This is a genomic window from Antarcticimicrobium sediminis (assembly GCF_004348975.1).
GTDB lineage: Bacteria > Pseudomonadota > Alphaproteobacteria > Rhodobacterales > Rhodobacteraceae > Antarcticimicrobium > Antarcticimicrobium sediminis.
The window spans coordinates 148,732-170,069 of record NZ_SMFP01000010.1; the positions used below are offsets into that span (position 1 = coordinate 148,732).

The following is a 21,338-nucleotide window of genomic DNA, read 5'->3' on the forward strand; positions in this document are numbered from 1 at the left end:
CATGACTGTTCGTATCACCGAAAACCTGTCCATCGACCTTGATCGCGAGGACTGGTGCTGTGTCGCCTGTGGTCATCGTCTTGCCAAGGCGCGAGAGAACTACAAGACCGGTTGCATGGTCGCCGAGGTGCCGATGGAAGAGGCGCATCCGCCGATGTTGGAAGGGGCGGCTGTCAGCTTTATGCCGAACCCGGATTTCTGTCGACTGGTGGAGTTCTATTGCCCGAATTGCGGCACGGTTCTGGAAAACGAATATGTGCCGCCGGGGCATCCGCTGACCCATGATATCGAGCTTGATATCGACGCGCTCAAGGCACGCCGCGCGTCAGGCAGCGCATCATGAGCGGGCAGGCAGCGATCACCGCGCTGCGCCGGGCCGAGGTCTGGCCAGAGCCGATCGTGATGCCCTGTGCGGCAGCGCTGGGGGCGCGGCTGGATGGGCGCGTCCCGGAAGACCTGCGGGCGAGCGCGCAGGTTCTGGCCGATGCCTGCCTGTCGGCGGCCCGCTTTCTGGAGGCGGATGCGGTCTGGATTTCGGCGTTGGCCCCGGATGGGGGCGCCGATTTCGGGCCAGAGTTTCTGCGCGATGCCGCGACGCGGGCCATCGCGGCGGCCCGCATTGCCGGGCTGGGGGTGGTGGTCGAACTGCGCGGGCCACTGGCCCGGGCGCTGGAGATTGGCGGCGAGACTGGCGGCAACGTGGATGCCGCGCTCAAGACCATCAAACCGGCGATGATCGCGGAGTTCGAGGCCATCGCCAATCTGCGCCCTGACATCATCGTGCTGGCCGATCCCAAAGCCAGCCCGGAGCAGGCCGACAGCCGCGCGCTTGCCCGGCTTTATGGGGCGCTGAAGCGGCTGGCCGAGCATTACGACATTCTCAAGGGCATGTGCCCCGCCCAGCCGGGCATGTCCGGCCCGACCGCGCCGGATCTGGCGTTTGGCGATCCGGATGCGCCGGGCTCAACAGAGCGCGCGCGCGCCATCGCGCCGGACTGGAGCGTGGAGGAGACGTTCACCCGCGAGGTCCGCAACGCCATGGAGGCGGCCCGCCAAAGCGCAGAAACGCTTATCGTATCGGGCCGCATCTCAGGAGCGAGCGTGGCGAGCCCAGAGGCGATCCGCACCGCGGTGCAAGGGATACGGGGCCGCGCCTGAGCTGCGCGCCCAACAGGAGGAGACAACCATGACATATGATGTTGGCATCGACATCGGCGGCACCTTCACCGACCTCTGCGCGATCGGCGCGGAGGGCGGTCTGATCACCGCCAAGACCCCCACCACCCACTATGACCTGTCGGTCGGGCTGATCCGGGGGCTCAAGGATCTGGGCACCCGCGCCGGACAGGACCCCGAGACGTTTCTGGGCAACGTGGAGGCGCTGCGCTATTCCACTACCATCGGCACCAATGCGCTGATCGAGCGCAAGGGGCCGCGGCTGGGTCTGATCACCACCGCCGGGTTCGAAGACACGATCTTTATCGGGCGCAGCCGCAGCTGGGCCGATGGCATGGCGCTGCACGAGATCCGCGACATGGCCACCATCGCCAAACCGGCGCCGCTGGTGCCGCCGGAAATGGTGGTGGGCCTGTCCGAAAGGATGGATTGCCACGGCGCAGCGGTGCGTCCGCTAGACCACGACGAGGTGCGCGAACAGCTGCAGAAACTGGTCGATCAGGGGGTGCAGGGGATCGTCGTATCGCTGATGTGGTCGTTTTTGAACCCGGCGCATGAGCGCGAGGTCCGCCGCATCATCGAAGAGGAATATCCCGAAGAGTTCCTTGGCTCGATGCCGGTAACGCTGGCCAGCGAGGTCTCGCCCAAGGCGGGGGAATACACCCGGACCATGACCGCGCTGGTCAATGCCTATATCCATGGCGTGATGACGCAGGAGCTGGGCGATCTCACCACCAACCTGCGCCGGGCCAACTATCGTCGGCCGCTTATTCTGGTGCACAACACCGGCGGGTCCAAGAAGGTGTCGCGCACCCGCGCGGTTCTGACCCACAATGCCGGCCCGGTGGCGGGGATGTACGGCGCGTCGCTGATCGGCGCGCAAGAGGGGCACAAGAACATCATCTTTGCCGACATGGGCGGCACCTCGTTCGATATCGGGGTGTTGGCGGGCGGCACCCTCAAGGCGCAGGATTTCATCCCGGTGATCGACCGCTGGCGGACCAATATTCCGGCAATCGAGGTCAAGTCGATCGGGGCCGGTGGCGGCTCTATCGCGTGGATCAATACGGCGATGGGCGGACAGTTGGAGGTCGGGCCGCAATCGGCGGGCTCGGTTCCCGGTCCGGCCTGTTACGATCAGGGCGGCACCTACCCGACCGTGACCGATGCCGATCTGGTGCTGGGCTATATCAACCCCGATAACTATCTCGGCGGGGCCATGCTGCTGGACCCGGACGCCTCGGAAGAGGTGATCGAGGAGAAAATCGCGCAGCCGCTCGGGATTTCCACGCTTGAGGCCGCTTGGCGCATCCGCCGGCTGGTCGATGCGCGCATGGGGCAAGAGATGTTCAACGAGGTCGCGCTCAAAGGGCACAACCCGCGCAAGTTTGTTGTCTTTGCCTGCGGCGGGGCCGGGGCTGGGCATGCCTGTGGCTTTGCCCGCCATATCGGCGCAAATACCGTGATCGTGCCGGCGATGTCCTCGGTTTCCGGGGCGTTTGGCGCATCCAGCATGGAAATCCGTCAGGTCTGGGAACAGTCGCGCAGCTTTCGGGTGTTCAACTTCATGGACCAGTCGCATCTGGCCGATTGCGCGCCGCTCAACGGCCTGATCGCAGAATTGACCGATAAGGCCATGCGCGATCTCAAGCTTGAAGGGTTTGACGAGGACCGGATCGGTTTCACGCTTGAATTCGATATGCGCTATGGCTCGCAATATCACCTGACACGGGTGACCGCGCCGAAGCTGGGCTTTGACGGGGTCGCGGATATCGAGGCGCTGTGTGGTCTCTTTGAACAGCAATACGCTGAGATCTATTCGCCCGAGGCGGCCTTTCCGTCGGGGGGGATCAATATCGAGGCGGTGTTTGTCACCGCGCGGGTGCACCAAGAGCCGCGCAAACTGATCGGTGCAGGCGACAACCCGCCGCGCGATGCGGTCGCACAGGCCACCCGTTTGGCCTGTTTCGATCCCGCTCAGGGGCTGGTGGAGACGCCGATCCATGACTGGAGCGCGCTTGCGCCGGGCGACACGATTGCCGGTCCCGCGATCATCGAGGCCCCGGACACGACCTATGTGATCGATCCGGGATGGAGCTATCGCATGAACGAGTTCCGCAACGGCATCGTCACCGTCAAGGCCGACTGAGAACAGCCGCCGCCGCCCCGATCCGCCACACCGGCGGGCAGGGGGCGGTCCGCGGCAGGGAGGATAACATGAACGCTTTCAATACCATCAAGTACAGCCGCGATCCCGAGATCGTACAGCATCTGCGCCCCGAACCGCCCAGCGATTGGGAGGCCCGTACGATGCCGGGGCTTGACCCGCTGGACTATGAGATCTTCACCCACAAGATGCAGATGATCGCGCTTGAGGGCAAGGAAACCACCATGAAACTCGGCGCGTCCACGGGGATGCGCTGGGGCGATGTGGCCTTTGGGATCTATACCGCGCAGGGCGATCTGGCGGTCTGCGCCACCGGCATCTATCACCACGCGGTGCTCAGCCAGTTGCCGGTCAAATACCTGATCAAGCATCTGGCCAACGACCCCACCGTCGGGCTGAAGGAGGGCGACTCCTTCTTCTATAACGATCCCTATTATGGCGGCGTGCACAATGCCGATATGGGGCTTTGCGTGCCGGTGTTTTCGGAGGGCAAGCTGATCTGCTTTATCGGGGCGGCGGTGCACACCGGCGAGTGCGGCGGCTCTGAGCCCGGCGGCATGGTGAACAGCGCGAAGTCGCGCTATGACGAGGGGCTGATGTCCCCGCCGATCAAGATTGGTGAGAACTTTGAGCTGAAAGAGGATCTGCTGGGTCTGCTGGCCAATTCGACCCGTGACCCACGCACCATGGTTCTGGACATCAAGGCCCGGCTGGCCGCCTCGCGGATCGCGGAACGGCGGGTGCATGAGACACTGGCCGAGACGGGGGCGGATTTCCTTGTCGGTGGGCTGCGGCGCATCCTGCAACAAACCGGCGAAGCCGCGCGCGCCAAGGTCGCGACGCTGAACGATGGCATCTTTCGCCAGCCGCGTTTCATCGACACCACCGGGCCGGAAGCCGCGCTGCTCAAGATCAACCTGGTCGTCGAGAAGAAGGGCGACCGGATCAAGCTGATCCTGCATGGGTCGTCTCCGACATTGCCCGACCGGCCCATGAACACCTTTTTCCAAGGCCTCATCGGCATGGCCATGGTCTATGCCTGTGGCTGGCTGTTCCCGGAGCTGCCGGCAAACAACGGGCTGCTTGAGGCGGTGGATTGGGAGTTTCCCGAAGGCAGTTTCATCAACGCGCAGGGCGATGTGCCGGTCTCCTATGCGCCTGCCACCCAGGTCGCCTTTGCCCAGGGCATGTTCATGACGGGGGCCAAGATGACCTATGCCACCGATCCCAGCCGTGCGGTTGGGGCGTGGCATACCGGGTTCGCGGTGACGGTTTTCGCCGGCTACAACCAATGGGGCGAACCGATTGCCGACATCACCCCCGAGATCAACGCCACCGGCGCGGGCGGACGGCCCGGTGCCGATGGGGTTGACGTGGCAGGCGCGTTCTTTGCCACGATGAGCGATTGCGGTGACGTCGAGACGACCGAGGCAGAGCGCCCGTTTCTGTACACATTCCGCAACTTTTTCAACAATTCCTATGGCCACGGGAAATACCGGGGCGGCTCTGGCGTGGGGATGGGGCTGAAGGTGCACGGGGTGCCGATGGTCGCCATCGGCTCAATGGGGTTCGGATCGCATTTTCCGGCTACCTTGGGGATCTTTGGCGGGCGCGCGGCACCGCCGGCGTTTGTGCAGACCGTGCGCGGCTCCAATCTTGACGGGTTGATGGCAGAGGGGCGCGCCGATCTTCCACGCCGGTTGGAAGACCTTTATGCGCCCGGGGGCACGCCAGAGGAGGGCACGCGCGATTACCTCAGCGTCGCGCATCCGCCCGCGCTCTACGAGGGCGGTGACACCTTCTATGTTCCGGTCACCGGCGGTGCCGGATATGGCGATCCGCTGCAGCGCGATCCCGATGCCGTGGCGCACGATGTGTCGAGCGGTCGCTGTTCGGTCGAGGCCGCGCGCGACATCTATATCGTCGAGATCGACGGGCGCACCGGGTTGGCCGACAAAGACGGGACCACAGCGCGGCGCGATGCGGCCCGCAAGGCGCGTCTGGCCCGGGCCAAACCCTATGACGCCTTTGTCGCAGAGTGGTCCAAACTCTCGCCGCCGGCCGAGGTGCTGCGGTATTACGGGCCCTGGGACGGGTCTGCGGCGCAGGAGGCATGATCCGATGACAGATCCGATGACTGCGCAAACCATCCACGACCTGCTGGCGCAGCAGGCCCGCCGCTATGGCGAGGCGCCGTTCGTGACCTTCAAGGATGTCGCGTTCAGTTTTGCCGATCTTGACGCGATGAGCCGTCGGGCCGCCGCCGGGTTGGCCGCAATCGGTGTGGGCAAGGGCGACCGGGTGGCGCTGATGATCGACAATTGTGTCGAATACCTCGCGCTGTGGTTCGGTCTGTCGCGCCTTGGCGCGGTGGAGGTGCCGCTCAATACCGGGCATCGCGGCGCGGTGCTGTCGCATATGCTGCGGCTGTCCAAGGCGCGGGTGATCGTGATCGAGCCCGGGTTGATCCCGACGTTCAAAGAGGCCGCGGCCGACTTGGCGTCCCCGCCGTGCATGGTGGTGCGGGGGCCTGTGGATATGGACGGTGCCGTGTCCCTTGATGCGGTGATGGCGATAGAGGACGTGCCGCCAGAGGTCGCGGTCGCGCCAAGTGATCCCTATGCGATCATGTTCACCTCTGGCACGACGGGCCTGTCCAAGGGGGCGCTGATGCCGCAGGGCTATGCCCTGAACGCGGCGCGCCAGATCTGCGAGGCCACCGGCTATGGCGAGGGCGATTGCCTGTACAATGCGCTGCCGCTTTTCCACGGCAACGCACAGGTGCTGAGCGCCTTGCCGGCACTGATGGCTGGCGCACGCACGGTGCTGTGTGACCGGTTCTCGGCGCGTCGGTTCTGGGATGACATCCGGGACCATCGCTGCACGGCCTTCAACTATATCGGCACCATCCTTTCGGTTCTGATGAAGGCGCCGGAAAGCCCGGCGGACCGCGACCATGGGTTGCAGGTGATGATGGGGGCCGGGGCTGGCAAAGGGCTGTTCGAAGCCTTCGAGGCCCGTTTCGGTGTCTCGCTCATCGAGGGTTATGGCATGAGCGAGATCGGCGTTCCCATCACCAGTGACCCGGCGCGCAAGCGGCCCGGCTCCTGCGGGCGCCAGACCGCGCATTATGACCTGATGCTGATGGGGCGGGACGGCAACGCGATCGAAACCCCGGATACGCCGGGCGAGCTTTTGGTGCGGCCAAAGCGGCCAAACGGGATGATGATCGAATATGTGGAGATGCCTGAGAAAACCGTCGAGGCATTCCGTGATCTGTGGTTTCACACCGGCGATCTGCTGCAACGCGATGCCGATGGCTTTTGGTTCTTTCTTGACCGCGACAAGGATGCGCTGCGCCGCCGGGGCGAGAATATTTCCTCGTTCGAGGTGGAGCGGGTGATCAACATGATGCCCGAGGTGGTGGAATGTGCGGTGATCCCGGTGCCGTCGGATCTGGGCGAGGATGACGTGATGATCTGCGTTGTTCCCCGCGACGGCGCACAGGTCAGCGGGCAGGCGGTTCGCGCCTATTGTCAGGGCAAGATGGCCGATTTCATGTTGCCGCGCTACGTGCGTTTTGTGCCGGTATTGCCAAAGACGGCGACCGCCCGGGTAGAGAAACACAAACTCAAGTCCGAGGGCGTGACGGCCGACACTTGGGACGCCGAAACCGAAGATGCTGAAACCGGGGATGCCGAGACAACGGTCGAGGTGCGGGCATGACGGGCGATCCCTCAGCGGCCCCCGTGGGGCCCGAGTTGCCGCCCGAGTTGGCGCAGCAGTTTCATGTCGATTCTGCGGGCACGGTCTGGCTGCGCGCCGGGCGGTGTGCAGAGACGGTGGTGTTCCCGCCGCGCCGGTATTGCGGCGACGACATGTCGGACCCGGAAGAGGTGCTGCTGCCCGGCGCGGGGCGGGTGAACTGTGTCACCCGGGTGCGGGTGCGCCCGCCCTATGATCTGCCGCAGGGCTATATGATCGGCTTTGTCGATCTCGACGCCGCCCCGGTGCGGGTCTTTGGCCTGTTCGCCCCGCAGGATGCCGGCGCAATGGTGCCGGGCCGGGCGGTGGCGCTGACCCTGCAGCCGTTTGGAACAGATAACGAGGGCACCCCCTGCCTGCGGCCTGTTTTCGTCGCGGCCTGAGGCCTTCGAGAAGGAAAAGATGACCATGACAACCCCTTGGATCGCGGGCTGCGGCCTGACCGCGTTTGGTCGCCATCAGGATACCTCGCTGGAGGCCCTGGCCGCGACGGCAGCGCGTGAGGCGCTGTTGGAGGCCGGGCTGTCGCCCGGACGTATCGGCATGGCGGTTTTCGCCAATGCGCTGGCCGCCCGCCTGACGGGTAGCCTGACGGTGGGGCAGGACGCCTTGGCCCATGTCGGGCTGGCGGGCTGTGCCGTGCTGAATGTGGAAAACGCCTGTACCTCGGGCTCCACAGCGTTTCACGTCGCCGGTATGGCGATCCGTTCGGGAGAGGTGGACGCCGCGCTGGTTGTCGGGGCGGAGAAGATGTTTCACCCGGCCTTGGGTCTGATCGACTCGGGCAAGACGCTGCCCGATACGCTGCTGGGCCGGGTGACGCCTGCGGGTTTTGCCCTGCGCGCCAGCCGTCATATGGACCGTTTCGGCACCACGGCAGAGCAGCTTGCCGCCGTTTCGGTCAAGAACCGTCGCGCCGCTGCTGGCAATCCGCGCGCGATGATGCGCGATCCGATCACGCTGGCGGATGTGCTGTCCGCGCCGATGGTGGTCGATCCGCTGACGCGGTTGCAATGTTCGCCCGTTGCCGACGGTGCGGCGGCGATGGTTCTGGTCAATGACCGGCTGGCGCGCGAACTGGGCGCGCGGATGCGGGTGCGGGCCTCGGTTCTGACCAGTGGCGCATACGATCAGGTCGCCGATCTTTCGGAATGGCAGACCGATACACGCACCGCGCGGATCGCCTATGAACGTGCCGGCATCACGGCGGAAGATCTGAGCGTGGTGGAATGTCACGATGCCTTTTCCATCGCCGAGATCCTGCACTACGAGGGGCTGGGCCTGTGCCCGGTCGGGCAGGGGGGGCGGTACGCCGAACGCCTGCTGGCGGGGGAGGCGGGTTGTACGCCGGTGAACCCCTCGGGCGGGCTTATGTCGCGCGGTCACCCCATCGGGGCCACGGGGGTCGCCCAGATCATTGAGGTGGCTCGCTATCTTGACGCGGGACCGGCGCCGCGCACGGGCGCGCTGGGTCTGGCCCATTGCATGGGCGGGGACAAGGACGCCGACACCAAATCCTGCACCATCGCAATCATCGAACGAACGGCCGCCTGACAGCGGCGGCCCGCCATATTTTCAGGGAGAGGGAGAGAAGCCCATGGACGACAAGACCAGATTGACAGGGAAAACCGCATTGATCACCGGGGCCGGTGGGGCCATCGGCGGGACAACCGCCCGGCTGATGGCGGCGCGCGGGGCGCATATCGTGGCGGTGGATCGTGACCCTGCCGCGCTCAAGGCGCTGGCCGATGACATTCCCGAGTGCACCACGGTGGTGGCCGATGTCACCGACGAGGTTGCGGTAAAATCCTATGTCGAGGCGGCGATCACGGCGCGGGGTAAGATCGACATCTTTTTCAACAACGCCGGGATTGAGGGCGATTTCCATCCCATCGGCGACTATCCGACTGAGGACTTTCGCAAGATTGTCGATATCAACCTGATCGGTGTCTTCATGGGATACAAATACGTTGTGCCCCGGATGCTGGAGTCGGGCGGTGGATCGATCATCGTGTCCTCGTCGGTCGGCGGGTTGGTTGGCACCCCGCTGATCTGCGGCTATACGGCCACGAAACACGCTGTGCTTGGCCTGATGCGCACCGTGGCCGCCGAATGCGGCGCGGCGGGGATCCGCTCGAACGCGGTCAATCCCGGGCCTATCGAGTCGCGCATGATGGGCGATGTCGAGAAAGGGATGGGGGCCGGTATGCCCGACGGCGCGGTTCGCCAGATGATGACGCAGATGGTGCCGATGCAACGCTATGGCAAACCGTCCGAGGTGGCCGAACTGGTGAGCTTCCTCGGCTCTGACGCGGCGAGTTTTGTCAATGGTGCAGTGATGACCGTGGATGGCGGCTTTACCACCGTCTGACCAGTCGGGGATCGCAGAGCGCCATCAGCGAAACAACCGGACGCGGCGATCCTCGTATCGCGGCGTCCGGTTTTCGGCGACCGAGAGATCGGGCCAGAAGCCCCGGACGCCGGCTATGCCAAAGCTGCAAATCGGCGTTTGGGCGTGTGTCCGGTTTGCTCCGGGCGCAAGATCGAAATCAGCGCCCGCTGTCCAAATCCTGTAGTCTAAATCCTGTGGTTCAAACCCCGTCGTTCAAATCCCGGCGCAGGGTCTGCGGGGGACCCCGCGCCCTGCCACCGCAAGAGCAGCTAGAGCATCGACGGAACCACCTGATCGGGCGGACGGTGGCCATCCTCGAAGGTCTTGATGTTGATGATCACCTTCTCGCCCATCTCGATCCGCCCTTCGATCGTGGCCGAGCCCATATGCGGCAACAGCACCACGTTCGGCAGTTCGCGCAGGCGCGGATTGACCTCGGCGCCCCGTTCATAGACGTCAAGCCCGGCTCCGGCGATATCGCCCGTGCGGATCATCCGGGTGAGAGCGTTTTCGTCGATCACCTCGCCGCGCGAGGTGTTCACGATCACGGCGCTGGGCTTCATCAGCTTGAGCCGCCGGGCGTTCATAAGGTGAAAGGTGCTGGGCGTCGAAGGGCAGTTGATGGAAATCACGTCCATCCGCGCCGCCATCTGATCGAGACTGTCCCAATAGGTAGCCTGATAGGCCTCTTCGATTTCGGGGCGCAGGCGGCGGCGGTTGTGATAATGCACCTGCATACCAAAGGCGGCGGCGCGTTTGGCCACGGCCTGACCGATCCGGCCCATGCCGAGAATGCCCAGCCGCCGCCCGCCGATCCGCCCGCCCAGCATCGCGGTGGGGGCCCAGCCGGTCCAGTCGCCACGTTGCATCATCGCCAGCCCTTCGGGCATGCGGCGGGTGACGGCCAGAATCAGGGCAATGGTCATGTCGGCGGTGTCGTCGGTCACGACGCCGGGCGTGTTCGAGACCAGAATACCGCGTTGGCGTGCGGTGGCGACATCGATATGGTCCACTCCGGCCCCGAAATTCGCAATCAGCTTGAGCTTGTCACTGGCCTGCGCGATCAGCCCGGCGTCGATCGCGTCGGTCAGGGTGGGGACCAGAACATCGGCGGTTTTCACCGCCTCGATCAGCTCGGTCCGGGTCATTGGCGTGTCTTCTTCGCGCAGACGCACGTCAAACAGTTCGCTCAGCCGGGTTTCGACCGCTTCCGGCAACCGTCGCGTCACAACAACACTCAGTCGTTCTCTTGGCACTTATGCTCCTCCAACGCTTTTCAAAACCGCCCGCGTCGTGGCATCGTGGCGCAGGACGGGCCGGGGCACAAGAACCCCATGCGCAAATGACGCAGGCTTTTCGTCATGAGGCACATTGTGAATGCGGGCGGACTGTCAGTGAATGTTTCGATCGGACTGAAACGCGCCGCCGTCGCGGCGGTTGCAATTGTCGTTCTGGCCTGTGCCGGACAGGCGCAGCAAACCGGCGATCGCGGGGCGGTGACCAACCTGCCGTTGCCGCGCTTTGTCTCGCTGAAGACGAGCGAGGGCAATGTGCGCCGTGGCCCGTCGCTGACCCACCGGATCGACTGGGTGTTCAAGCGCCGGGACATGCCGCTGCAGATCACGGCTGAACATGGCCACTGGCGCCGGGTGCAGGACCGCGACGGTGCGGGCGGCTGGGTGCACTATGCGTTGCTGTCCGGGGTGCGCACGGTGCTGGTGGAGCAGGACATGCTGCCGGTGCGGTCACGTCCCGACAGCGCGGCCCCGGTGGCCGCCCGGTTCGAGTTGGGCGTGGTCGCCCGTCTTGGAAAATGCACGCTCGACTGGTGTCGCATATCGGCTGGCGGATATCGGGGCTGGGCGCAGAAAACGGGCCTTTGGGGGATCACCTCGGACGAGATCCGGGATTGATCCAGAGCCCGCGTCGCGCGTCACACGAGGCCGTGATCCATGCAGCCCATGCGGCGAATATTTTTACCGCATTTTTTGCCAAATGGCTCTTGAACAGCCCGAACAAGCCGAGTAGGAAGCCACACATCGTTGGGGTGTAGCCAAGTGGTAAGGCAACGCTTTTTGGTAGCGTGTACCGTAGGTTCGAATCCTACCACCCCAGCCAATGTTCCAGCCATGCGGCTGTTTTCATTCATGTTTCTGATCACTTTGTCGAACCTTTCTTGTTGGGTTCGTCAATTTTTGAACCCTGTTCGTTCTGGATTAGCTTTTCAAACCCGTGATCTGCCAGCAGACCACGGCGCGCTTTGCCCGCGTAGACCTGCACCATCGTTGGCGACGTGTGGCCCGTCCAAGCCATGATTTCCCGCTCTGTCGCCCCGGCCTCTGCTAGCCGTGTGGCACAGGCTTTGCGCAAGCCGTGAGCTGCACAATTCGGCAACCCGGCATCATCGCACCATTTGCGCATGGCCGTGCCTAGCCCGTTTGCCGTTCTCGACCGCCTGCCTCTGGTCTCCAGAAAGGTGAGCTTGTCTGTCGGCAGTTGGTCGATCACCTTTCGCAATTCCGGGTGCACCGGAATATCAATCAGCACAGAGGACACACCCTCAGTCTTTTGGCGACGGTACTGCAAACGACCGCCTTTTAGGTTTTGCCATCCGAGCTTGACGACATCTGACCGAGCGCAGGCGGTGTAGAGCATCAGCGTGACCGCTGTGTGCGCCACGGAACCCGCCTTGTGATGCACAAAGAATTTTTGCAACTCATCCTCAGCCCATGTGTGGAAACCATGCGCGTTGGTTCGCATTTTTTTGATTGCAGAGGTTGGGTTTGCAGTTGTCCAACCGATGTCAACCGAGTGGTTCAAAAGCATTTTAAGCATCCTCAGACGATTGTTCCGGGCAGATGGTCGATCAGTCAAAGGTTCCAACAGCTTGATCACGTGCTGCCGCTTCATTTGGATCACGAGCCTATGGCCGTGATCCTCACGCAACCGCTCGATTTCCCGCCGATAGGTCAACTTGGTGCTGTCCTTGAGCGACACGAACTCAGGGCTCTTGTAATATGAAACCGCAAGCGCGTTGACCGTTCCACGCTTTGTCGCGGGTGAGCCGATCTCCTGCGATTGGAAGCCGCTCAAGGCTCTTTCGTAGTTCTGGCGGAATTCGCTCGATCCGTACTCACCGTGAATTTCAGTGGAGAACCCCTTCTTGCGGAACCGATAGCGGCGTTTCCGATGCCGATCAAAGTATGCGGTGATGCCAGGAAATTCCCGTTTGATCCGGCGAGCCATCAGAGATCGCCCCAAGTGTCTTCCTCGTCCTGCGATGGCAGTGCCGCTGCGCAGGTGTAAAGCTCAGTCACCAACCAAAGGCGGCGAGAGCCAACACAACGCGGTTTCGGCATCGCACCAGCCTCTACCAACTCCGAAAACTTGCCGGGCGACAGATTGAGCATGGCGGCGGCGCTGGGCTTGCTGACACAGATCGCGGGAATACTGGATTGAATTGCAGTGTTTGACATGTTCATTTCCCGGTGGGTGCGTCCCGGTGCGGAAAAGGAAAAAACCTCACCGGGACCGTCAAGGATGCTGGCATATCGACAACCAGACATCCCGCTACATGTGGAAACAGGCACAACCCCCCGCCACACGATTAAGTACGGGCGCGGTGTGCCGCGCCCTCAGCTTAGGCAGAAGGGCTCATGTACCAGCCGCGATGGTCAGTGAAACCCGCGCCGAAATCCATACGAACCTTGTATTCAACACCGTCCACCTCAAAGCCTTCGCGCGTGAAAAGCTGAGGCCCCGTCACACCGTCCAAATAGGCGTGCTGCAAGCCATCAGGGGCACCGGGGGCCGCGCACAAGTACCAAGCGGTTGCGCTGGTGAAGCGCGGCTCAACAAGCAGTTTCAGCTTGCCTGCAAACGGGTTTGCATTCGCCACCTCGCTGGCAGCGATCTCGGTTAGGACTTGCTCTGCAAGCGTTTCCAGTTCGGGCGGCACCACAAGGAATGCCGGGACCACATTGATAGAATCGCCTGCGAGGCCCGTCTGGCGACGCATCGCGACCCGTGCGGTGCCCAGACTTGCGACCGACAGCGTTGCCGACGCTTGCGCGAGGTTCCCATGATCGGCGTGGAAAAGCGTCTTGCCGTCCGAGAGCTTAGGCCCCAGTCCCGTGCTTTCTTCCAGCAGCCCGGCGAACAGTTTCGCCTCGGTATTGGCGGCACCTTGACCCAGAAGCGGGAACATGTTCGAGAACACGTCGAGATCATCATTGACGATGGCCTGTCGGGTGATCCCAAATATTTTGCCATAGGTCTTCACGGCAAAGGTTTCATCACCTTCCTCAACCGTCCCGGACCTGAATTCGCCATGCTCGTTGACTTCCTCAAGATCGGGGCCCGCTGACACCTTGACGGAGTGCAGAGACCGGAAATTTGAGGCCGCGATTTCCCGGCTAGTTTGCTTGATAGCCGACTGCGCCGCCTCATAGGCATTCGACAGGGACATATTGCCCACGTCACGCAGGATGCTGGGGAAGTCGCTGGTGCCATGCAGCGCCATTTCCACCCGCGAGGCGACAGAGGCCATTGCGGTGCTCTTACCATTTTGCTGCAAGCAAATGTCGGCGATCTCGGAAAGAGACGCGCCTGCGAATTCGCGGCCCATCGTCGGTTGATGTGCGCGGTTCACACGCGAATAGATGCCATCAACAATTTTGCTGTTGAGCGCGTCACCGCTTTCCCAAGAGTGGCCAACTGAAACTCCGCAAGAGCGAGCTTCATCGGACGACCGGCGAGTTACGGGGCTTTGTGCAGCAAGCTCGCTCAATACGAACGCTTGAGCTGCTTCAAAAGTAACTCCTTCGTCAATCCAACCTTCCAGCCGGGTTGTGGATCCAACGCGTTGTGCAAGGGGCTGCATTGCCAAGTTGGTGAGGGCGGTCACACGTTTGAGCTCTTTGCGAGGATCGCTGCGATCCGCTGCGCTCATGACCGGTGCGAGGCTAGCCGGAGCAACCTTGGGTTCGGAAATGTCGGCTTGGACTGTCGATTGATTTGCCATTATCGGTGCCTTTGAAAAATCGTTGATCCAATCGTTCTGAACGGACATGTGGATCAGGTTTGAAGGGGAGTGGGCATAAGCCCGATAGTCAAATTCCGCCGGGGGCGCTTGTTTGCCATCGGCGGGGGCAGCATCCGCGAAGCCTGCCGCGACAGCTTCTTCCGGCGTGAACCAGCTTTCAGCGGCCATAATTTTCTGGATTTCGCTGATCGGTTTACCTGACCGCTGCGCATAGATTTGCGCCACTGCATCGCAAATCTTGTCCAGACTTTCCGCGACCCGCCGGTGCTCTTCGCTGGTGCCGCGATAGCTGGTGATGTCCTGAGAAGGATCGTGGATCATAAGAACTGATCCGGCAGACATTTCAATCCGATCACCAGCCATCATGATCACGGAAGCCGCGCTTGCCGCGATACCTTGAACGGTGATCGTCTTGTGACCTCGATAGCCAGACAGAACTGAGTGGATCGCAGTTCCGTCAAACGCAATACCGCCGCCAGAGTTCAAGCGGATACGGACGGGGCCGGAAATGAGGGCCAGAGCGTCCGATACGGTCTCGGCATCAAAGTCGATGCCAACAATGCCATTGAGGGCCAATTCATGGGCCATCACAGAAAACCAGCCGGTGCCCGATACGGCCCCTTATCTTTGGCTTCGACCATGCCCAGAACATCTGCCTTATTCCTAACCTCGCGGACAGATTTCGAAAGGTTGTAGATGTGTAGCGACATGGTTTGGCGCTCATCCTCAACTTGGCTGGCATTCTGCATTGCGATGAACTGATCAATGTCGCTTCGTGTGCCCGCCCAGTGTTTGACTTCGAAGTACTGCCCGTCTTTGGGATCAAGTCTTGGGTCTGAGAAGTGGTTCGCCGTGAAGACTTCTCGCGCGATCCACAAATCATCGCCCGCATGATCCAAGAAATTTGGTGTCTTGTGATCGACCTTCGAAATGCCACGAGGAATGTGTCCAAAGCTTCCGACTGCGCGAGCAAATGCACGGGCGTCTTTTCCAACCATGCCAGAGCGAACCAAATCCAAGTACACCTTAAACAGAACCGCATCGGCAAGCGTGTATGGCCCGTGCTGGACGAAAGTACTTACTTTGCCATCGGAATTTGCCGAGTACCCGACCTTCGGTTTGAATGGCAGCAGCTCCCGACGCTTAGCACCGTCGAAGTCATTCTTGCTTCCCCCTGCCAGTTCGATGAGTTTTCCAAGTTTCATATCTCTATCCTTTCACGAATAATATTCGCAATATACGCGAATAAAGTTCGCACGTCAAGAGATTCGCGAACTTTGTTCGCATTCTTGTTTGCTAGGGCGCAAACGCTGAAATCTGCCGCAGTTGCAAGGCGAACCTATAGCGCCTTTGGTGACTTCGCCGGTTAGAACGACAACCTCCCTCGCAGCGAGTTGCAGTGCAGTACGTCCTCCATGCGTTACCTCGCCCTCTGGGGCGTACAGGGCCAGCTCCACAAGGTTAGCAAGGGTCTTGAGGCGCTCAGCTGGAGAGGTAAGTGCCAAGTCAGGATGATGGGGCATAACGATTTTCCTTAGTTCGTTGTTTGTTGTCGCAAACCTTAAAAGGTGATACCTTTAATTCATACTGATAGGATTAGATCAAAACGGTCCAAGATCAATAGGAAATGATCAAAGTGAGCGAAAAATATCACCCAACGGGTAGGCAGATCGCTGCCGCTAGAACGCTGATAGGTATGTCGCAGCCTGAGCTCGCCGATGCTGCAAGCATCTCGGTGCCTACCCTTCGCCGGATGGAAGCTAGCCCCGGTGAGGCAACCGGGCTTGCGAACAACGTTTCAGCTGTTCAAGCGGCGCTAGAGGCGGCTGGCATTGAATTCATACGCCCAAACGGTGGAGGCGCCGGTGTTCGCCTCGTAGTCGAATAGAACGTGCGCATTGGCCGCCTAGCGGCGGCGAGCGCATTCGGGAAATGGTGAAGATTTGAGATCTGGTGCGCTTGGATGATAGCCTGCATCGCGGATTTCGGGCGGGCTTAGGCCCGCGGGTTGGGACTAACGGGGCATAATTGGGATTGGGCTGGGATTAGTAATCTCGGGAATTTTTGGTGATTACATAAGTATATCAAAAACTTAACAAAAAAATTGGGATCAAGGGACCATTGGGGTTAGTATTCTGGGCCTCTACATGTGAATAATTTGGTGTGTGTCCTTATTTCCCTATACGTATACGGGATTATTACTCCCATAGTCCCATTTGAAGAAGATCTGGGATAAAATCCAATAAGAACAAGGGCTTGACCTTGGGACTAGTGGAGCACACTAATCCCAAGCAAATCCCTTAGTCCCAAGTTGATCCCGAATCGGATTGAACTATCGACAGGTAACCTTCCGAGTTCGCCGTGGAGGAAGTTGTTTGGGCTGTCGTGCAACGCACTGAACAACAACAACAATCTCAATAAGTAGGTATTATTTTACCCCACTTACGGAGGGGGCGTGGGGTGCGAATTACCCGCGTGGGCTCGGTGCCCCGGAAGGACCCAAGGCGAACGCGCGGATCAACGCGAAGTTTTCTCCCTCTAGCGCAGGCGAACACCAGCATCGGGCCACCTCGCTTGACCTGCTTTGCCAGATGCGAGCGCAGCGGGAATGGGGCGCGACAAATAGCCAAAACTCTCAAGCAAGGCATAGAGCGTCGGAAGGGCAGCGCGCCCTTTTTGGTGCAGTCAGTAGCGTTGACGGGGTGGGCATGTAGGACAAATCCAATATGTCCCGCCATGTCTCGACTTGTCCCGGTGATAGTGGGATGGGACACGGGGGGAGGGACACCCCCCGTAGGGGGGTGCCCCCCTTGTCCTGTTCTACACCTCCTAAATCTGCATGTGTCTCAACTTTTAGCGTTTCAAGTTGTTGGCAGTCGCCACCGAATCTTTCGCGCCAGCAAGGCAGCAACCGCGAAATTTCCAGCGAACGACTTCTGACAGAACTGAAACAGTCTTTTTTGGTTATGCTTGCGCTCAACATCCGGCCGACTGTCCTGCCTCAGAAACGGGAATGCCCTTGAGAGGCACGAAGGCGAGGTCTGAGGTGCCTCAAAGGTTTCTCGCGCCCCTTCGACCCCACCAGTCCACATAAGCTCTATAGGCGGAGCTTCTAGCGGCCCCTACACCTTGGACCTGATGAGAAACCGACACAAAAGAGCGTTGACAGCCCCCACGACAATAGAATCTAAGCACCATCAACGCTTTTCTTTCTGTTCCGCAGGGGGAAATGCAGCAGGAGGAACCGTGAGAGGCTTTGTCGTGGGCTACCTGAGGATTGCGCCGCACCAGGCTAAGGCGCTGAGAACAGTCGCCAGCATCACAACAGACGACTTCCGTGAAATCGCACGGAAGCTGTCGAAGCAAGCCGCCCCTTCGATTCGCGCTTCTGCTCTGCTCGACACTGTCAAAGAGCTTTCGGGAAATGACGAATTCTCCATTGCCTTGTGTACACAGCTAGTTTCTCTTGCGACGTTTCGACGCGTTGAAAAAGTTTCCTCAGAGGTTGTTTGGGATGATCTTTTTGAGGGAATGAGAGTCGCTGAGTTTGCCGATGCTACAATTGCTTGGTTTGATGAGGTTAGAGTAGAGTTTCTGAGCTTACTTGAATGCGAAAGCGTTAGGCTTCCAGCAAAGGCCCTGCATCTGAGTACAGACTTCCAGCAAGTGTTCGCCTCGGCAAATGTTATTACTGATGTAAGGCCAGTCTTCGACGGTGATCACGCGTCTATCGCCGGTGCGATAGTGACGCAAACATTGCGAATTCAGTATGTGGGAAGCGGGGGGCAAGGGGGCGAGCAGGAAGTAAGCTTGGCGCTCGACTTAGATGACATAAAGAAGTTGATTGCTGAGCTTGAGAAGGCAAAACAAAAAGCTGAATGTGCAAAAGAGAGCTTCGGGCAAAAAACCGGTGCAGATATTTTTGTAATTGGTGAGGAAACTTATGGCTTTAGCTGAACTAGCATCACGTCGTTACGAAGTGGCGCCCGGAGCCGAACAGCAAGTTTTGTGTTCGGCCGGTTACACGACAAACAAAGTCGGAACCATTGTGGCCGAAGCCGTGCTTCTAGGCGCAAAGAAGTATGGTTCTCGAACTGCAGAGTTGGAATTTATGCGTATTGCCCTTCAGTCGCGTCGGCAATTGAAGGTTCCCCAAACAAAGGCATCAAACCGACCCGTCCTCTCTGGTTGGATTAACTTGGCAATCGATGGCGCTATGATATTGTCTTGGGCCATTGTGGTCATTGCGTTCTTTATTTTCCTCCTTGAGTTATCCGCCGGACGGCCAGAATATTTGGTGCCGAGCTTCTCGGCATTCTTTATCTTTTCAATCATTGGCCTAGTGGCCTTTCGGCTGTGGAAGTCCATAAAGTTCATTCAAAGCGATAGTCTCCCGCAGTGACTTCTTCCTCGTCGATAGGGCAAAATAAGACGTTCGCTATCGCGATTCTTGCAGTTGGCGGCGTTTTATTTTTTGGCCTTCTGGTATTCATGTATGTCACTCCCAGTGAGGCCCTAGAGCAGATCAACAATGTAAATGTCAAAGCAATATTGTTGGGGCTTAGCTTTCTAATTATTGCTGTGATCGGAGTATTTCTCTATTGGGCTTTCCACTGCCCCACAATGCGAAGGCTGACGGTTTTCGGTTGGAGAGCTATTCTAATGTACTCCGCGGCCGCAGGAGGGTTCTCAGTGTTTGGATGGCCAAGAATCAGGTCATTTGATCTAAATGAACAGTCCGGTCTGAAAGCTCAGTTTTCTCTTTCAGAAGCTGCCACGGAAGTCTGGCCAAATATCGCAGTGTGTTTTACTGGGATAGTGGTTATGACTTTGATTTACCTTTGGGTAAGTGTGTTAGAAGTAAAGCTTGGGCAAGAGCTGTAGATTAACCGCATAGCACAAGAATGCTAACCCTTTTTTGGGGGGGGCATATAGACGTGATTGGTTGCGCGAAAGACTATTTTGGGGATGAGCGCATTTTTCCAAACCAGATGGTCGCGAACTGACACAAATACATTGGGCTGGAGCGTTGCGACTTCGCGATTAAAGATTCGCTGACGGGGTCCCCGCTTGTCCGAGAGGGATAGCTGGCCGCCAAAGAGAAAGAGGAAAGACGTTAGGGAGTTGCCGTCGTTCCATTTTGATGTTGATCTGAGTACTTCTTGATTTGTAATCTGAGAACAACTGGGCAACCTGATGTTAATCTACAGGATTAAGTCGCCAGACGCGATTATCCCGGATGGAGACCAATCCACGCTTTTTCAAGTTTTCGACCTCACGATTGAAAATGCGCCGGTGGGTTTCTCGCTTTTCGGAACTGGATAGTTGGCCGCCTGCAATACACGCCTCCATCCATTCTTTGTGGTTCACGCAGGGGGTGCCGGGATAGCGAGGGTCGCGAAGGATTTCACCGCGCTCATCAAGAAGCACTTCCAAGGCGTTGAGCGCGGCTAGAGCGGGGCCGTTGACTTGCGCCCCGTCGGTTTCACCTGCGCTGATCGGCTCAACAAGGCAGGTTGTGACGGGATCGCCATCTTGATCGCACCCCAACTCGATCTGCTGGAGAGAATAGGAAAACTTGTATCCGGTCGGGCCGTCCCGTTGCTTTGTCACCTCTGCGGTGATTACCCCGATGTCATCGCGGGTCAGTTCTATCTCAGTATCGACAGCGGCCCTCAGCGATGAATGCCCGCGCGCGCCCCGCGCAACATCTTTGCCGGAATGGTGGATCAGCATGATATTCGATCCGGTGCCACGCCGCAGCACGTCGAGATTCCTGACCAAATCGGCAATATCTGGCGCGGTGTTTTCATCACCATCCCCCATTACGCGCGACAGGGTATCGACAACGATGAGGTCAAACCTTCCGGTCTGTGACGCCAAGTGTTGTACCATTTCGACCATTGATACCGCATCAGAGGCTTTGCCTGCGAAAGTCACCGGCACGGCAATGACCCAGAATTCAGGATCATCTAGAGCGGAAACCCGGTTCGGAAAAGATGAGCCGCCCTCTGCCGCGATGTAGAGAACATTGCCCTTGTTGACGCGGCGATTGCCCCAAGTCTCGCCCTTGGAAATGTGGTGCGCCAAATCGAGCGCAAAGAACGATTTGCCCACGTTGGACTGACCAAAGACAACCGTGAGAGTGCCCTTGTCCAACCAGCCTTTAACGAGATAGTTCCGGTTCAAGGAGGGCTCGAAATTCCCCGCCCATGTTGCGGCTGCCAGCAGTTCCTTGGCTTTTGGCTTCAATAGTGCTGGATCGCTCCTAATCGGCGTAACGTTGTCAAAGTCATTCATGCCGCCACCTGCCTAAACACGCCTTTGGGGTCCACACGCGACAGAAATGCCCGCTTGTCCTCAAGTTCAAAGCCATTCCACAACCTGACAAACAACCGTTTCCTGTCTGGCAGGGGGGCGCTGTCGGGTTGGATCTTGGTCACGAAATCGGGATCATCAAAATCAGGAAGATCACACTCGATTTCAGGATGAGGATCAGCCGAGCGGTTGCGGCAGTATTCTTCCGCGACTTGAGCAAAGAGGGAGCCCCCGCCCCAAGCTTCCCGTGTTGCGCAGGCTTCCTCCAAAATCTGGATAGCCAATTGATCGGCGTCGTCCGGTGAAATTTCATACGCTAGTTCCTCAACTTCATATTCATCCAGTGCGGCGATACACTTCAAAATGAATTTGACCGCCCGCGAAAGCTCCGGGATGGAGTTCGACACGGGGGAAGATTCCTGTGATGTTTCAAGAAGGGTATTTTGGCAGGTTCGACATTCCAACTCATTGGAGTG

At 59.6% G+C, this 21,338-nt stretch carries 18 protein-coding genes and 1 tRNA gene; 12 read left to right on the forward strand and 7 right to left on the reverse strand.

What is annotated here, in order from left to right:
• Position 1 precedes the first annotated feature (1 nt).
• The 8 genes from E1B25_RS15445 to E1B25_RS15475 all read left to right on the forward strand — a co-directional run bounded on the left by E1B25_RS15445 (position 2) and on the right by E1B25_RS15475 (position 9,479).
• Positions 2–343: an acetone carboxylase subunit gamma gene (locus tag E1B25_RS15445; RefSeq protein ID WP_132830415.1), complete on the forward strand. Its 342-nt coding sequence runs from the start codon at positions 2–4 to the stop codon at positions 341–343.
• On the forward strand, positions 340–1,158 hold the full coding sequence (locus E1B25_RS22180; protein WP_165937633.1) for a hypothetical protein: 819 nt from the start codon (positions 340–342) through the stop codon (positions 1,156–1,158). Before E1B25_RS15445 ends, E1B25_RS22180 begins: the two co-directional genes overlap by 4 nt.
• 28 nt (positions 1,159–1,186) lie before the next feature.
• On the forward strand, positions 1,187–3,325 hold the full coding sequence (locus tag E1B25_RS15450) for a hydantoinase/oxoprolinase family protein (protein ID WP_165937634.1): 2,139 nt from the start codon (positions 1,187–1,189) through the stop codon (positions 3,323–3,325).
• Between the two features lie 68 nt (positions 3,326–3,393).
• Entirely contained in the window at positions 3,394–5,460 is a 2,067-nt protein-coding gene (locus tag E1B25_RS15455; protein WP_165937635.1) for a hydantoinase B/oxoprolinase family protein, read from the forward strand.
• Positions 5,461–5,464: 4 nt separating this feature from the next.
• Positions 5,465–7,069, forward strand: coding sequence for an AMP-binding protein (locus tag E1B25_RS15460; RefSeq protein ID WP_165937636.1), 1,605 nt, complete (start codon positions 5,465–5,467; stop codon positions 7,067–7,069).
• Positions 7,066–7,491, forward strand: a complete 426-nt coding sequence (locus E1B25_RS15465; RefSeq protein ID WP_132830419.1) for a Zn-ribbon domain-containing OB-fold protein — start codon at positions 7,066–7,068, stop codon at positions 7,489–7,491. Before E1B25_RS15460 ends, E1B25_RS15465 begins: the two co-directional genes overlap by 4 nt.
• A 25-nt stretch (positions 7,492–7,516) precedes the next feature.
• Positions 7,517–8,662, forward strand: a complete 1,146-nt coding sequence (locus E1B25_RS15470) for a thiolase family protein (RefSeq protein WP_165937637.1) — start codon at positions 7,517–7,519, stop codon at positions 8,660–8,662.
• Between the two features lie 43 nt (positions 8,663–8,705).
• Positions 8,706–9,479 (forward strand): SDR family NAD(P)-dependent oxidoreductase, encoded by a 774-nt coding sequence (locus E1B25_RS15475; RefSeq protein WP_132830421.1) that lies wholly within the window; start codon positions 8,706–8,708, stop codon positions 9,477–9,479.
• A gap of 290 nt (positions 9,480–9,769) precedes the next feature.
• Here the strand turns inward: E1B25_RS15475 and E1B25_RS15480 are convergent, their stop codons facing one another.
• Positions 9,770–10,756, reverse strand: coding sequence for a 2-hydroxyacid dehydrogenase (locus E1B25_RS15480; RefSeq protein ID WP_132830422.1), 987 nt, complete (start codon positions 10,754–10,756; stop codon positions 9,770–9,772).
• A gap of 105 nt (positions 10,757–10,861) precedes the next feature.
• On the opposite strand from E1B25_RS15480, the gene E1B25_RS15485 reads away from it, so the two are divergent.
• Both E1B25_RS15485 and E1B25_RS15490 read left to right on the forward strand, forming a co-directional pair.
• A complete protein-coding gene (locus E1B25_RS15485) occupies positions 10,862–11,413 on the forward strand; it encodes an SH3 domain-containing protein (RefSeq protein ID WP_206338560.1) in 552 nt (183 codons plus the stop codon).
• Positions 11,414–11,543: 130 nt separating this feature from the next.
• Positions 11,544–11,618: transfer RNA gene (locus E1B25_RS15490), tRNA-Gln, on the forward strand.
• Positions 11,619–11,657: 39 nt separating this feature from the next.
• Here E1B25_RS15490 and E1B25_RS15495 read toward each other — a convergent pair.
• The 4 genes from E1B25_RS15495 to E1B25_RS15510 all read right to left on the reverse strand — a co-directional run bounded on the left by E1B25_RS15495 (position 11,658) and on the right by E1B25_RS15510 (position 15,749).
• Positions 11,658–12,746 (reverse strand): tyrosine-type recombinase/integrase, encoded by a 1,089-nt coding sequence (locus tag E1B25_RS15495; protein WP_132830423.1) that lies wholly within the window; start codon positions 12,744–12,746, stop codon positions 11,658–11,660.
• Positions 12,746–12,976 (reverse strand): hypothetical protein, encoded by a 231-nt coding sequence (locus tag E1B25_RS15500; RefSeq protein ID WP_132830424.1) that lies wholly within the window; start codon positions 12,974–12,976, stop codon positions 12,746–12,748. Before E1B25_RS15500 ends, E1B25_RS15495 begins: the two co-directional genes overlap by 1 nt.
• Before the next feature lie 164 nt (positions 12,977–13,140).
• Complete coding sequence (locus E1B25_RS15505; protein WP_132830425.1) at positions 13,141–15,132, reverse strand: head maturation protease, ClpP-related; 1,992 nt, start codon at positions 15,130–15,132, stop codon at positions 13,141–13,143.
• Positions 15,132–15,749, reverse strand: a complete 618-nt coding sequence (locus E1B25_RS15510) for a hypothetical protein (protein WP_132830426.1) — start codon at positions 15,747–15,749, stop codon at positions 15,132–15,134. The genes E1B25_RS15505 and E1B25_RS15510 overlap by 1 nt, the downstream gene beginning before the upstream one ends.
• Positions 15,750–17,790: 2,041 nt before the next feature.
• Here E1B25_RS15510 and E1B25_RS15520 point away from each other — a divergent pair.
• Together E1B25_RS15520 and E1B25_RS15525 are read left to right on the forward strand one after the other, a co-directional pair.
• Positions 17,791–18,501 carry a hypothetical protein gene (locus E1B25_RS15520; RefSeq protein WP_132830428.1) on the forward strand — a complete coding sequence of 237 codons (711 nt, stop codon included), beginning with the start codon at positions 17,791–17,793 and terminating at the stop codon, positions 18,499–18,501.
• Complete coding sequence (locus tag E1B25_RS15525) at positions 18,488–18,946, forward strand: hypothetical protein (protein ID WP_132830429.1); 459 nt, start codon at positions 18,488–18,490, stop codon at positions 18,944–18,946. Before E1B25_RS15520 ends, E1B25_RS15525 begins: the two co-directional genes overlap by 14 nt.
• 797 nt (positions 18,947–19,743) lie before the next feature.
• Here the strand turns inward: E1B25_RS15525 and E1B25_RS15530 are convergent.
• Positions 19,744–20,844, reverse strand: coding sequence for an AAA family ATPase (locus E1B25_RS15530; RefSeq protein ID WP_132830430.1), 1,101 nt, complete (start codon positions 20,842–20,844; stop codon positions 19,744–19,746).
• Complete coding sequence (locus E1B25_RS15535) at positions 20,841–21,269, reverse strand: hypothetical protein (RefSeq protein WP_132830431.1); 429 nt, start codon at positions 21,267–21,269, stop codon at positions 20,841–20,843. Before E1B25_RS15535 ends, E1B25_RS15530 begins: the two co-directional genes overlap by 4 nt.
• Between the last annotated feature and the right edge of the window lie 69 nt (positions 21,270–21,338).